This window comes from Rhizobium sp. P44RR-XXIV, assembly GCF_001999485.2.
GTDB lineage: Bacteria > Pseudomonadota > Alphaproteobacteria > Rhizobiales > Rhizobiaceae > Rhizobium.
Genome location: NZ_MPVZ02000028.1, coordinates 1,032,028 through 1,044,599 on the forward strand (window position 1 = coordinate 1,032,028; position 12,572 = coordinate 1,044,599).

Consider the following 12,572-nt stretch of genomic DNA (forward strand, 5'->3'; position numbering starts at 1 on the left):
CGAGGCTTACGGCACGCGCGGAGCCATCCGTTTCGCGCTTGCCGCCCATGCCCATCCTCCGGCATGCTTGGACGACTCGAAGCATCATGCATCGGATATCGCGCGGTTCTCGCTCCCAGTCGGCGCGCGCCATATCATCGTCCCTCGCAGGAGGCCGTTCGATGCAAACCTTTTTTTGCGAGGAACGTCCTTTGTGCGATCGACAGATTTTATACGGTAAGAAGAAGCTCGCAAGCACTATTGCCGTCATCGCCTCATTTGTGATGATCGCCGGTTGCGCGACCACCAGTACAAAGCCGCAGGAGACGACCGAGGCGGCTCCGCAGCTGAGCGAAGCCGAACAGCTTGCGGCAAACCTGAACGACAAGGCTGAGGCCAGGCGACAGAAAGGTGATGCCGCCTATCGTGACCCGCGGGTCCATAGCGTCAACGGCACGCAGCAGCGGTTGGTCACAGAGCAGAACCAGGCCCTTTACCCCGGCGCACCGACAGCTGCACCTTCCGATGCACCCGCCAGCATTGCCGGTCTCGTGACGCAGCCGACTGGCGTCAATGCAAACAGGAGCAGCATTTTTTCGGCGCCGCCGCCGATTGCGGTCAATCCAGACGGGACGCTCGCCAAGGCGCAGCCTGACGCAGGCACGCAGGGAATCACGCCGGGCATACGCAGCGTCTACAGCATGCCGCCAAGCGCGATGCAGGCTGTTGCACCGCAAACCGGCATGGCCGGCTCGCCGGCAACACGGACCTCGGAAGACTTTCTGCCTCCACCCGTCGTCCGCAATGTTTCCGCTCAAACCGCCGCTACCCCGATGAAGCCGACGGCCGATGCGACGCCTTCGAAAATCATGCCGCTGCCAGGCTCCAATGTCCGCAAACTGGACAGCAAGGAAGCGGCGATGCTGGCAAACTTCATCGCATCGAAGAACCAGGGCAAGGACGGCAAGCTGCTGGTGGAGCCGATACAAAACGGAACCGGCCGATAAGGCGGCCGCTAGCGGGGAATCTGCAATCCTGCCGGCAACACCCTGTTAAGTCTTGCTTATTCCGGACCGGCAGCACTTTCATCCACCTGTCATTTTTTCCACAAAAAAGCGAAATTGCCGCTTGCAGGAATGAAATCACCCCGCTATAAGCGCGCCACACAACAGCTGTACGCGCCCTTCGTCTATCGGTTAGGACGACAGATTTTCATTCTGTAAAGAGGGGTTCGACTCCCCTAGGGCGTGCCACTGTTGTTCTTCCTCCCCATCGTGAATTCATTAAGCTTCCGCTTGCGGACGCCGTGCACCATTCCTATCTGTGCGGTGTGGCTTGCGCCCTTCGTCTATCGGTTAGGACGACAGATTCTCATTCTGTAAAGAGGGGTTCGACTCCCCTAGGGCGTACCAAATCATGGTGTTGCTGGGTTTTCCACAATTGCCTCGAAAAATCTGCGCCTAGTCATGGATTTTTCTGGGATTTTTCTCGATTTTCCGCTTGCGGGAACAAAAGGTGCTGACTATAAGGGCGCCACAGCACGCGCCCTTCGTCTATCGGTTAGGACGACAGATTTTCATTCTGTAAAGAGGGGTTCGACTCCCCTAGGGCGTGCCACTGTCTCTCCCTCGAAATCTTTGAATTCGCGTCGTTATTTTCGCTCGATCGTCAAAACCATTGGCATCGCCCAGGTGGCGCTCGATAGCGGCCATCTCAAAAGCCTGACCTCGCTGCCATAGACCTGCGCTTCCCAGAGCGCATAAAGTTTCCTCTGAAATCCCGGTAGCCGGACGCTTTGGCAAGCAATCGGTCCACCGTCGAAATTGAGGGCCATTTTCAAATCCAGAGGGGACCTTTTCAGAAACTCTGCCAGCGGGCCGAGTGGAAAGAAAGCGTCCTTCGTCGTGCCAACGATAATGCGGCCCGCGCCATCCTTGCCGACAAAGGTGCGATTTGCGAGCCAGCGGCTCTTTGTCGTGACGTGGGTCTGTCCATCCGCGCCGATCAACAGAGGATAGGAAACCATGGCATTTGCCGCACCTGCGAGCGCTGTTTGCCAATCCTGATGCGATAGATCCTTGATATCCGCGAAACCCTCGCCGGCGACAAAGGCGCCTGCCTTCGCATCATAGATTGCCGGTCCGGCAGCGGCACCCTCGCTTATGATCGGCGTGTCAGGCCTGCCCTTTAGATCGTAATAGCTGCCATTGACGATGAGGACTGCGTTTGACAACGCTCGCTCCCATTCATCGATCCCTTTGTCACCGCTCGGCGCATTTCTTGCCACAAAGCGGTAAAGTGTCGGATCAATACGGTTCAGCAGGATACGGTCGACCTCGCGGCCATCGACCATGACAGGCAGCTCGGCAACTTCAAAACCTTTCTCGGGCTCCTGCCAAACCAGTGGTCCCGGTTGCGCCACTGGCTGTGGATCGCTTAAGGCCAGTCGCATAGACGGCGACAAGCGCGGATCGTCAGCCTTGATCGAAATCCAATAGGTGCCGCCACGCCGGAGCAACGTGTTGAACCCATAAGCTCCGTTGCGCTCCCATAGCCAACCGGCTGCGCCTGCCATCACCACAAAAATCAGGATGAAAATAGCAATAGAAAACTTAACTCTAAAAGACATCGATACCATCCAAAGTCGCCAGCAACAGCGCTTCACAATCTGACCAATATCTCTTGAGAAGTGGCAATAAATAGACGCACCTGCCGGATGCCATGAGTTGATAAATTCATTGCTACCGCTGGTGCTTAGCGCCCATGTGATCGGTGGAATGATTAGGGCGCTTTGACCGCATCCATGACGCGCAGCTGCACGCGACGGCTTCCCTGCCAATGATCGGCGCCGAGTGTTCCCGCCACATGGAGCTGCGCGCCGCGGGAGGACATCAGCAATTCGCCCAGGGGCGTTTCGGCGGCGCGGAAGGCTATGCCATCGACCCGGCCGCCATCCTGCGCTTCCAGTGTCACCTTGATATGTGACTGGCCGACGAGACGGGAATCGCGCAGCCGGTGGCTCGGCAGGGCGAAGATGGGCTGTGGATGACCTGAGCCGTAAGGGCCGGCCGTTTCGAGGCGGTCTATCAGTTCCACGGTCGCGCCGCTGGCGCCGAGTGCACCGTCGATCTTGAGTGTTTCGTTGGCCACGAGGCCGGCAACCTGCTTTTCCGCCTTCTCGGTGAAGAAGGCGCGCAATTTTCCGAGATTGCTCCGCTCCACCGTCAGGCCAGCCGCCATCGCGTGACCGCCGCCCTTGACCAGCAAACCGGCATCGACGGCGGCGCGGACCATGCGGCCCATGTCGAAGCCGTTGATCGAGCGGCCGGAGCCGGTACCCTTGCCCGACGAATCAAAGGCAATTGCAAAGGCAGGGCGGCGAAACTTGTCTTTGAGGCGCGAAGCGATCAGGCCGACGATGCCGGGATGCCAGTTCTCCCGCGCCGTGATGATGACCGAGGCGCCGTCGCCATTGCCATATTCCGCCAGCGCTTCACCCTCGGCCTCCTGCAGCATGGCGGCCTCCATGAGCTGGCGGTCACGGTTGAGCTCATCGAGCTTGGCAGCAATCGTCTCGGCTTCGCTGGTATCGTCGAGGGTCAGAAGGCGCGCGCCGAGTGCCGCATCGCCGATGCGGCCGCCGGCATTGATGCGCGGGCCGATCAGGAAACCGAAATGATAGGGCGTCACCGGGCCGCCAAGCCCTGCCTTGCGAAACAGAGCGGCAAGTCCGGGATTGCCCTGGTGACGGGCGGCAATCAGACCCTTCACCACATAGGCGCGGTTTAGGCCCTTGAGCGGCACGACATCGCAAACCGTCGCGAGCGCGACGATATCGAGCCAGGCGAGCAGGTCCAGCGAGCGCACACGGGCGTCACCGACTTCACGCAATTGCTTCAGGGCAGCAACGAGAACGAGGAAGACGACGCCGGCAGCGCAGAGATGCCCCTGCCCTGAGAGATCGTCCTCACGGTTCGGATTGACCAACGCGTGGCATGGCGGCAGCTCGTGCGCCACCTGGTGATGATCGATGACGACGACGTCGATATTACGCGTCCTTGCCGCCTCCAGCGCCTCGAAGCTGGTGGAGCCGCAATCGACCGTGACGATCAGTGTCGCGCCATTGTCGATGAGCTGGTTGATGGCGTTAGGATTGGGGCCGTAGCCTTCGAAGATACGATCGGGGATATAGATGCTGGCGGGAACGCCGAAATGGGTCAGGAAGCGATAGAGCAGCGCCGACGAGGAGGCTCCATCGACATCGTAGTCGCCGAAGATCGCAACGGTTTCGCCTGTTTTGATCGCACGCAGAAGGCGCTGTGCCGCCTTTTCGCAGTCAGTCAGCAGATAGGGATCGGGCATCAGGCTGCGGATCGTCGGATCGAGGAAGGCCATGGCCTCATCGATGCCGACACCACGACCGGCAAGCACGCGGGCGATCAGCTCCGGCAGACCATGCACCTGCGCGATGGCGAGTGCTCTGTTCTGTCCGGCCTGGTCGAGCCGGGAGACCCAGCGATTGCCGGATACCGAGCGCTCCACGCCCAGAAAGGCTCGCTGAACTGGATCGACCGGTTGCTCCACCATCTCTCCCAAAATTTGAGGATGGCGGCGCCCTTTGAAGCGCCGCCGCCGTCAGCCTATTCCTTCGGCCGCTCGATGCGGATGACCTGTGGCTCGCCGACGAGGTAGCCTTCGGTCTTTATGGCAGCGACAGCCTTGCGCACCGAATCCTCTGTGGTCGCGTGGGTCACGAGAATGATCGTCTGATGCGCCGAGGGCGACAGGTGCTGTGTCGAGCGCTGGACGATCGATTCGAGCGAGATGTGGTTCTCCGCCATGCGGGTCGCGACGCTTGCGAAGACGCCAGTACGGTCGAGAACGGTCAGGCGGATGAAATAACCGCCTTCGTGGCTCTGCATCTGCGCCTTGCGATAAGGCTCCAGCGACTTGGCAGGGTGGCCAAGCACCGGCACGCGCTGTGCGCCCGGCTGGCTCTTGGCGATATCAGCGATGTCGCCGAGTACGGAGGACGCCGTGGCGTTGCCTCCGGCGCCGGGACCGACCATCAGCAATTCGCCGAGAATGTCCGATTCGATCGCCACGGCATTGGTGACGCCATCGACCTGGGCGATGACCGAATCGAGCGGCACCATGGTCGGGTGCACGCGCTGTTCGATCCCGCTTTCGGTGCGCTGGGCAACGCCGAGCAGCTTGATGCGATAGCCGAGATCGGCGGCAGCACGGATATCCTCGATGGAGACGTTGGTGATGCCTTCGAGATAGATGTCATCGGCTGCGATGCGGTTGCCGAAGGCAAGCGTCGTCAAGATGGCCAGCTTGTGCGCGGTGTCATTGCCCTCAATGTCGAAGGCCGGATCGGCTTCGGCATAGCCGAGCCGCTGGGCTTCCTTCAGGCAATCGGCAAAGGACAGGCCTTCCTTCTCCATCCGGGTCAGGATGTAGTTGCAGGTGCCGTTCATGATACCGTAGACGCGCGAAATCGTGTTGCCCGTCAGGGATTCGCGCAGGGCCTTGATGACCGGAATCCCGCCGGCGACCGCCGCTTCGAAATTGAGCAGAGCGCCCTTCTCTTCCGCGATCTGCGCGAGCTCGACACCATGATAGGCAAGAAGCGCCTTGTTGGCGGTGACGACATGCAGGCCACGGGCAAGAGCGGCCCGCACGGCAGCGTTGGCAGCGCCCTCGGAGCCGCCGATCAACTCGACGAAAACATCGATATCGGCCTTCTGAGCCAGATCGACCGGGCCGCCGAACCATTCGACATCCGTGAGGTCGATGCCGCGATCCTTGGTGCGATCACGCGCGGTGACGGCGACGATCTTGATGGGACGGCCGCAGGTGACGGCAAGCTCGTTGGCGCGGCTCTGGATGATGCGGACGAGCGAGGCACCAACGGTGCCCAAGCCCGCAATGCCGATTTTGAGGGCATCTGCCATGAAAAATTCCTGATCAGTATCTTGGGACGCAGCCGCGGGAACGGCTGCCGTGCGATATCAACGATGTGCGTTCAGCGAAATCACATTATGCATTGTTTCATCGGCGGTGGAGAGGAAGCGCTTCAGATTACGCGCTGCCTGCCGGATGCGATGCTCATTTTCCACAAGCGCGATGCGGACATAATCGTCGCCCTGCTCGCCGAAGCCGATGCCAGGCGCAACCGCGATGTCGGCCTTCTCGACGAGGAGCTTGGAAAACTCCAGCGAGCCAAGATGACGGAACTTCTCAGGGATCTTCGCCCAGGCGAACATAGTCGCTGCCGGCGGCGGCACTTCGAAGCCGGCCTTGCCGAAGCTATCGACCAGAACGTCGCGGCGACGCTTGTAGATGCTGCGCACTTCGGCGATGTCGGAACCGTCGCCGTTGAGTGCATGGGTCGCGGCCACCTGGATCGGCGTGAAGGCGCCGTAATCGAGGTAAGACTTCACCCGCGTCAATGCAGCAATCAGCCGCTCGTTGCCGACGGCAAATCCCATGCGCCAGCCGGGCATGGAGAAGGTTTTCGACATCGAGGTGAACTCGACCGTCACGTCCATGGCGCCAGGGACTTCCAGCACCGACGGCGGCGGCGCGTCGTCGAAGTAGATTTCCGAATAGGCGAGATCCGAGAGCACGATGATGTCGTGCTTCTTGGCGAAGGCGATGACTTCCTTGTAGAAATCCAGTGTCGCAACATAGGCCGTCGGGTTCGACGGGTAGTTGAGGATCAGGGCCAGCGGCTTCGGGATCGAATGGCGCACGGCCCGCTCCAGCGGCGGGAAGAAGCTATCGTCCGGCTCGACCGACATCGAACGGATGACGCCGCCGGCCATCAGGAAGCCGAAGGCGTGGATCGGATAGGTCGGGTTCGGGCAGAGGATAACATCGCCCGGCGCCGTGATCGCCTGCGCCATGTTGGCGAAGCCTTCCTTGGAGCCCAGCGTGGCGACCACCTGCGTATCCGGATTGAGCTTGACGCCGAAACGACGAGCGTAATAAGCGGCCTGCGCCCGGCGCAGGCCAGGAATTCCCTTGGATGAGGAATAGCGATGCGTGCGCGGGTCCTGGACCACTTCGCACAGCTTGTCGACGATCGCCTTCGGGGTCGGAAGGTCGGGATTGCCCATGCCGAGGTCGATAATGTCCGCCCCGCCCGCTCGCGCGCTTGCTTTCAAACGGTTGACCTGTTCGAAAACGTAGGGCGGCAAACGCCGGACTTTATGAAACTCTTCCATTTATTTCCCCAGGGACAGCGGCCCTCACAACCGCGATGAAGTTCGTCGATCTTCCGGTGAGCCGCGATACGAACTTGGAATCGCGGCGCCGCAACTAGCTGACTCGAAAGATAAGGTGAATCTTGGGCGGTTGCGCAGGCAAACTGCACTTAACCGATAAAGACACATCCAAATTCGGCCTATCCGAACGCTTTGCGTCGAAATTGCCTGAAACGCAAGGTTAATTCTGCGTCTGGCTCGGCTGAGCGCTGCTCTCTTTCTGAATTTCCTGCAACGTATCCTGGCCGTGTTCGGCGGCGAGCTTGCGCATGTCGGCGACGCGCTTCTGGTACTCGGCTTCCGAGATGGTGCCGGCCTTGCGCTGCGATCCGAGTGCGGTCAGCTGCTTGACCAGATCTCCGGCCTGCTGATCGTTGATCTGAACGTTCGCGGCCGTCGGCGGCGCGTTGAAAGACGGGTAGCCGTCCTTGTAGTATTGCTGCGTGTTACTGAGATCGACCTGACTGCCTTTGGCAGGTTTGACGATGACAGCAGCCGGCGGCTGCTTGCGCTTGGCAAAGGCCGCTTTTTCCTCAGGAGTCGAGCAGCCCGCGAGCGTCAATGCGAGAATTCCGCACATCGCACCGCAGAGTACGGAATACCGGTTCAGTCTTGCCACCATGCCGCCGCCCATAATTGTCTTCCTGCGCTATTCCTTGCTGTGGGTTGCGACTGTTAAATTTGTCGCAGCAGCAAAGCAAGAGCAGGGTTGCGTTTCATTCGACTTGTATTCCTTTTCCCGCAAGATGTACAAATGGAAAACAAGAGACAATTGCCGCCGGGAGGATGATGCGTGACCGACAGCAAGCGGGACAACAATGAAGGAAATGGCGGCTTTGCCGGCTTCGACCCGAAGTCAGTCGAGCCTTACATCGTCAGGGATCCCGAAGCGATGGCCGTCAACTTCGCCCGTGCGCTGGAAAATCTCGGCAAGGCGGCATCCGAGTGGCTGGCGCCACGCGAACGCGGCGAGAAGGTTGACACCGTCGCCGATCCGATCACCGATATGGTCAAAACGCTGTCCAGAGTCGGCGAATACTGGCTTTCCGACCCGCGCCGGACGCTGGAGGCGCAAACCTATCTGCTGTCTGGTTATTTTGGCCTATGGACGAAAACGCTGCAGCGCCTCAACGGCGATTCGTCCGCCGAGACCGAGGCCGAACCGGTCAAGGACAAGCGCTTCGCGGATGAGGACTGGCAGAAGAACCCCTTCTTCGACTTTCTGAAGCAGACCTATCTTCTGACCGCCGGCTGGGCGGAAAAGCTCGTTGGCGACGCTGAAGGCCTAGACGACCATACCCGCCACAAGGCCGCTTTCTATACGAAGCAGATCACGGCCGCTTTTTCGCCGAGCAATTTCATTGCGACGAATCCGCAGCTCTATCGCGAAACGGTCGCCTCCAATGCGGAGAATCTGGTGCGCGGCATGAAGATGCTTGCCGAAGACATCAATCTGGGCCGTGGCGAATTGCGGCTGCGGCAGACCGACATGACGAAATTTGCTGTCGGTCGCGATATGGCGCTGACGCCCGGCAAGGTGATCGCACAAAGCGATGTCTGCCAGATCATCCACTATGAGCCGGCAACAGAGAAGGTGCTGAAGCGGCCGCTGCTCATCTGCCCGCCCTGGATCAACAAATTCTATATTCTCGATCTCAACCCGCAGAAATCATTCATCAAATGGTGCGTGGAACAGGGACACACAGTCTTCGTCATTTCCTGGGTGAACCCCGATCAACGCCACGCGCTGAAGGACTGGACCTCCTATGCGCGCGAAGGTATCGATTTCGCGCTGGAAGCCGTCGAAAAGGCGACCGGCGAACAAGAGGTCAATGCCGTCGGCTATTGCGTCGGCGGTACGCTGCTCGCGGCAACGCTCGCCCTCCACGCCAAGGAAAAGAACAAGCGCATCCGCACCGTGACCTTCCTGACGACACAGGTCGATTTCACCTTTGCGGGCGATCTCAAGGTTTTCGTTGACGAGGAACAAATCGCGTCGCTCGAGCAGCAGATGAATGTCGTCGGCTATCTTGAGGGATCGAAGATGGCCGCGGCCTTCAATATGCTTCGCGCCTCCGAATTGATCTGGCCATACTTCGTCAACAGCTACCTGAAGGGTCAGGAACCCCTGCCCTTCGATCTTCTGTTCTGGAATGCCGATTCGACGCGTATGGCGGCGGCCAACCACTCCTTCTATCTGCGCAATTGCTACCTCAACAATACGCTGAGCCAGGGCAAGATGGTCCTCGACGGCAAGACATTGTCGCTGAAGGATGTACGCATCCCCGTTTATAATCTGGCGACGCGCGAAGATCATATCGCCCCTGCGAAGTCCGTTTTCGTCGGCAGCCAGTATTTTGGCGGGCCGGTAGAGTTCGTGTTGACCGGTTCCGGCCACATCGCGGGCGTCGTCAACCCGCCGGACAAGCGCAAATACCAGTTCTGGACCGGTGGCCCGGTGAAGGGCGACTACGAGCATTGGCTGGAGGACGCGAAGGAGACGCCCGGCTCCTGGTGGACGCATTGGCATGCATGGATCCTGTCCCAGGACCATCGCATGGCGCCTGCGCGCCAGCCCGGCGGCCAGGCTCTCAACGCCCTTGAAGAGGCGCCCGGCAGCTTCGTGCTGGAACGGGCCTAGGCGATCAATTCATTCATGCTCTTCAATCCGCCTCTCGTCCCTGCCCGGCTGATCGCGCGATACAAGCGCTTCCTTTTCGATGCCGAGCTGGAAGACGGGACGCTTATCACAGGCTCCTGCCCGAATACCGGCTCCATGCTGGGGCTGACGGCGCCCGGTTCCCGCATTTGGCTCTCAGAGCATGAGGGCACCAAACGGAAATATCGCCATGTCTTCGAACTAATCGAGGCCGACGGCACGACGGTTGGCGTCAATACCGGCATGCCAAACCGCATCGCGGCGGAAGCCATCGCGCTCGGCCAGGTCTCCGATCTCGGCGACTACACCACGGTCAAGCGCGAGCAGAATTACGGCCGCAACTCCCGCATCGACCTGCTCTTGACCGACCCGTTGAAGACAACCACCTATGTCGAGGTCAAGAACGTCCACTTCATGCGACAGCCACGTCTGGCGGAATTTCCCGATACGGCGACCGCGCGCGGCGCCAAGCATCTGGAAGAGCTTGGTGACATGGTGCAGGCAGGCTTTCGCGCCGTGATGCTATTCGTGATCCAGCGGAATGATTGCCATCGCTTTCGGATCTGCGGCGATCTCGATCCCATTTACCTCAAGGCCTTCGAGCGGGCTTTGAGGCGCGGCGTCGAAGTATATGCTCTGAAATGCAGGTTTTCACCGACGGAAATCACCCCTGCCGGGTTGATCCCGATAGACGAACCCGGCATAGCTGCATTAGATACCAGTATAAAGATTTCGGCTGAAGGCTAACCATGGTGAACTACATCGAAGCGGCAACGGCGCCGGCGAAGAATACGGGCGCTATCCGCCTCTACGGGCAGGATGCGTTTGCCGGCATGCGCAAGGCGTGCCAGCTAACCGCCCGCTGCCTCGATGAACTGGCCGCCATCGTCGAGCCGGGCGTCGCGACCGACGTCATTGATCGCTTCGTTTTCGAATTCGGCATGGATCACGGTGCCTTTCCGGCGACGCTGAATTATCGCGGCTATATGAAATCCTCCTGTACCTCGATCAACCATGTCGTCTGCCACGGCATTCCCAACGAAAAGCCGCTGCGCGACGGAGACGTCGTCAACATCGACGTGACCTATGTGCTCGACGGATGGCATGGCGATTCCAGCCGCATGTATCCTGTCGGCGAAATCAAGCGCTCGGCGGAACGGCTTCTGGAAGTCACCTATGAATCCCTGATGCGCGGCATCGCTGCCGTGCGCCCGGGCGCCCGCACCGGCGCCATCGGCGAGGCGATCCAGACCTATGCCGAGGCGGAGCGCTGCTCGGTCGTTCGCGACTTCTGCGGCCATGGCGTCGGCAGCCTCTTCCACGACTCGCCGAATATCCTGCATTACGGCCGCGCCAGCGACGGACCGGAATTGCGCGAGGGCATGATCTTTACCATCGAGCCCATGATCAATCTCGGCAAGCCACATGTGAAGGTGCTCGGCGACGGCTGGACTGCCGTGACGCGAGATCGCTCGCTCTCGGCTCAATACGAGCACACCGTCGGGGTTACTGCCACGGGCTGCGAGATCTTTACCCTATCGCCCGGCGGTCTCGATCGCCCCGGCCTGCCGCCGCTGCAGGGATAACTGATGGCGAAACGCCCCGCTCGCTCTTCCGGACATGGCGACATGCCCCTTGACGGCGGCGGGACGGCGGAGGCATCGGAAGAAGCCCAGCTTTTCGACGAGCGGATGTTTTTTCCTGCGCAATCCGCGAAATCGCCACCCGCTTCCGCCAAATCGGCTCCTGCCAAAGTGGAAGCCGATTACCATGGCCATCGCGAGCGGCTACGCAACCGCTATCGCGACGGTGGCGACACGGCGCTCGCCGACTATGAAATTCTCGAATTGCTGCTGTTCAGGCTCATTCCGCGCCGCGACACGAAACCGATCGCCAAGGCCCTGCTCGCCCGCTTCGGAACGCTCGGCGGCGTCTTCGGTGCGCCGGTGGGCCTGCTGACGGAGATCAGCGGCGTCGGCGATGCAGTGGCGCTTGATCTGAAGCTTGTCGCAAGCGTGGCGCAGCGCATGCTGAAGAGCGAACTGACGGGCAAGCCGGTTCTATCCTCCTGGAAGGCGCTGATCGATTATTGCCACACGGCCATGGCGCACGAGGCGCGCGAACAATTCCGGCTACTGTTCCTCGATAAGCGCAACGCCTTGATTGCCGACGAAATCCAGGGCCTTGGCACCGTCGACCACACGCCCGTTTATCCGCGCGAGGTGGTCAAGCGTGCACTGGAACTCTCTTCCACAGCTGTGATCCTCGTCCACAATCATCCGTCAGGAGATCCGACGCCGTCGCGCGCCGATATCGAGATGACCAAGACGATCATCGATACGGCCAAGCCTCTGGGTATTACCGTTCACGATCATATTATCATCGGCAAGAACGGCCATGTCAGCTTCAGAGCATTGCGGCTGATCTGAAATCGCCTCAATTACGCTAAAGTAAAATATTAGTGATTTTTAATATAATGTTAAATTCTATATATTTTTATATTCATACGCTTCGTAGGCCTACGTAAAATCTTGCGATCTTACTCTCTTGATCCCTGTTTCCATTTTTCAGTTCAGCATCATGATGACCTGTCAAAAGGATCGCCGCACCCAAAACGGCAAGTCTGTTGGCATATGGTGTTGTTTTAATTTGACCTATTC

10 protein-coding genes and 3 tRNA genes are annotated in these 12,572 nt (G+C 59.6%); 8 read left to right on the forward strand and 5 right to left on the reverse strand.

From position 1 onward, the window contains the following. Positions 1-161 precede the first annotated feature (161 nt). From BSK43_RS22190 to BSK43_RS22205, 4 genes are all read left to right on the forward strand, one after another. Positions 162-986 carry a hypothetical protein gene (locus BSK43_RS22190; protein WP_246662651.1) on the forward strand — a complete coding sequence of 275 codons (825 nt, stop codon included), beginning with the start codon at positions 162-164 and terminating at the stop codon, positions 984-986. A 171-nt stretch (positions 987-1,157) separates the two neighbouring features. Continuing rightward, a tRNA-Glu gene (locus BSK43_RS22195) sits at positions 1,158-1,232 on the forward strand. A gap of 84 nt (positions 1,233-1,316) precedes the next feature. Then, positions 1,317-1,391: transfer RNA gene (locus BSK43_RS22200), tRNA-Glu, on the forward strand. A gap of 130 nt (positions 1,392-1,521) precedes the next feature. Beyond that, a tRNA-Glu gene (locus tag BSK43_RS22205) sits at positions 1,522-1,596 on the forward strand. Between the two features lie 34 nt (positions 1,597-1,630). On the opposite strand, the gene BSK43_RS22210 is transcribed toward BSK43_RS22205, so the two are convergent. The 5 genes from BSK43_RS22210 to BSK43_RS22230 all read right to left on the reverse strand — a co-directional run bounded on the left by BSK43_RS22210 (position 1,631) and on the right by BSK43_RS22230 (position 7,887). After that, a complete protein-coding gene (locus tag BSK43_RS22210) occupies positions 1,631-2,818 on the reverse strand; it encodes a phosphodiester glycosidase family protein (protein ID WP_246662652.1) in 1,188 nt (395 codons plus the stop codon). After that, positions 2,761-4,563, reverse strand: coding sequence for a single-stranded-DNA-specific exonuclease RecJ (gene recJ / locus BSK43_RS22215; protein ID WP_136687257.1), 1,803 nt, complete (start codon positions 4,561-4,563; stop codon positions 2,761-2,763). The genes BSK43_RS22210 and recJ overlap by 58 nt, the downstream gene beginning before the upstream one ends. A gap of 56 nt (positions 4,564-4,619) precedes the next feature. Next, positions 4,620-5,939 carry a homoserine dehydrogenase gene (locus BSK43_RS22220; protein WP_068386293.1) on the reverse strand — a complete coding sequence of 440 codons (1,320 nt, stop codon included), beginning with the start codon at positions 5,937-5,939 and terminating at the stop codon, positions 4,620-4,622. A 57-nt stretch (positions 5,940-5,996) separates the two neighbouring features. Continuing rightward, entirely contained in the window at positions 5,997-7,214 is a 1,218-nt protein-coding gene (locus BSK43_RS22225; RefSeq protein WP_068386290.1) for an LL-diaminopimelate aminotransferase, read from the reverse strand. A 220-nt stretch (positions 7,215-7,434) separates the two neighbouring features. Further along, a complete protein-coding gene (locus BSK43_RS22230) occupies positions 7,435-7,887 on the reverse strand; it encodes a hypothetical protein (RefSeq protein WP_077469807.1) in 453 nt (150 codons plus the stop codon). Positions 7,888-8,046: 159 nt separating this feature from the next. Here BSK43_RS22230 and phaC point away from each other — a divergent pair, with 159 nt between their 5' ends. Genes phaC through radC form a run of 4 tightly spaced genes read left to right on the forward strand, consistent with a single transcriptional unit; the run spans position 8,047 to position 12,341 of the window. After that, complete coding sequence (gene phaC / locus BSK43_RS22235) at positions 8,047-9,894, forward strand: class I poly(R)-hydroxyalkanoic acid synthase (RefSeq protein ID WP_077469806.1); 1,848 nt, start codon at positions 8,047-8,049, stop codon at positions 9,892-9,894. Positions 9,895-9,909: 15 nt separating this feature from the next. Then, a complete protein-coding gene (sfsA, locus tag BSK43_RS22240; RefSeq protein ID WP_077469805.1) occupies positions 9,910-10,659 on the forward strand; it encodes a DNA/RNA nuclease SfsA in 750 nt (249 codons plus the stop codon). Positions 10,660-10,661: 2 nt separating this feature from the next. Next, a complete protein-coding gene (gene map / locus BSK43_RS22245) occupies positions 10,662-11,498 on the forward strand; it encodes a type I methionyl aminopeptidase (RefSeq protein ID WP_077469804.1) in 837 nt (278 codons plus the stop codon). Positions 11,499-11,540: 42 nt separating this feature from the next. After that, complete coding sequence (radC, locus tag BSK43_RS22250) at positions 11,541-12,341, forward strand: DNA repair protein RadC (RefSeq protein ID WP_136687259.1); 801 nt, start codon at positions 11,541-11,543, stop codon at positions 12,339-12,341. Positions 12,342-12,572: the final 231 nt, after the last annotated feature.

Coding starts and splice junctions, on each gene's coding strand:
- BSK43_RS22225 (WP_068386290.1), bottom strand. CDS start 7,214: ATGGAAGAGTTTCATAAAGTCCGGCGTTTGCCGCCCTACGTTTTCGAA.
- radC (WP_136687259.1), top strand. CDS start 11,541: ATGCCCCTTGACGGCGGCGGGACGGCGGAGGCATCGGAAGAAGCCCAG.
- map (WP_077469804.1), top strand. CDS start 10,662: ATGGTGAACTACATCGAAGCGGCAACGGCGCCGGCGAAGAATACGGGC.
- BSK43_RS22230 (WP_077469807.1), bottom strand. CDS start 7,887: ATGGGCGGCGGCATGGTGGCAAGACTGAACCGGTATTCCGTACTCTGC.
- BSK43_RS22190 (WP_246662651.1), top strand. CDS start 162: ATGCAAACCTTTTTTTGCGAGGAACGTCCTTTGTGCGATCGACAGATT.
- sfsA (WP_077469805.1), top strand. CDS start 9,910: ATGCTCTTCAATCCGCCTCTCGTCCCTGCCCGGCTGATCGCGCGATAC.
- BSK43_RS22220 (WP_068386293.1), bottom strand. CDS start 5,939: ATGGCAGATGCCCTCAAAATCGGCATTGCGGGCTTGGGCACCGTTGGT.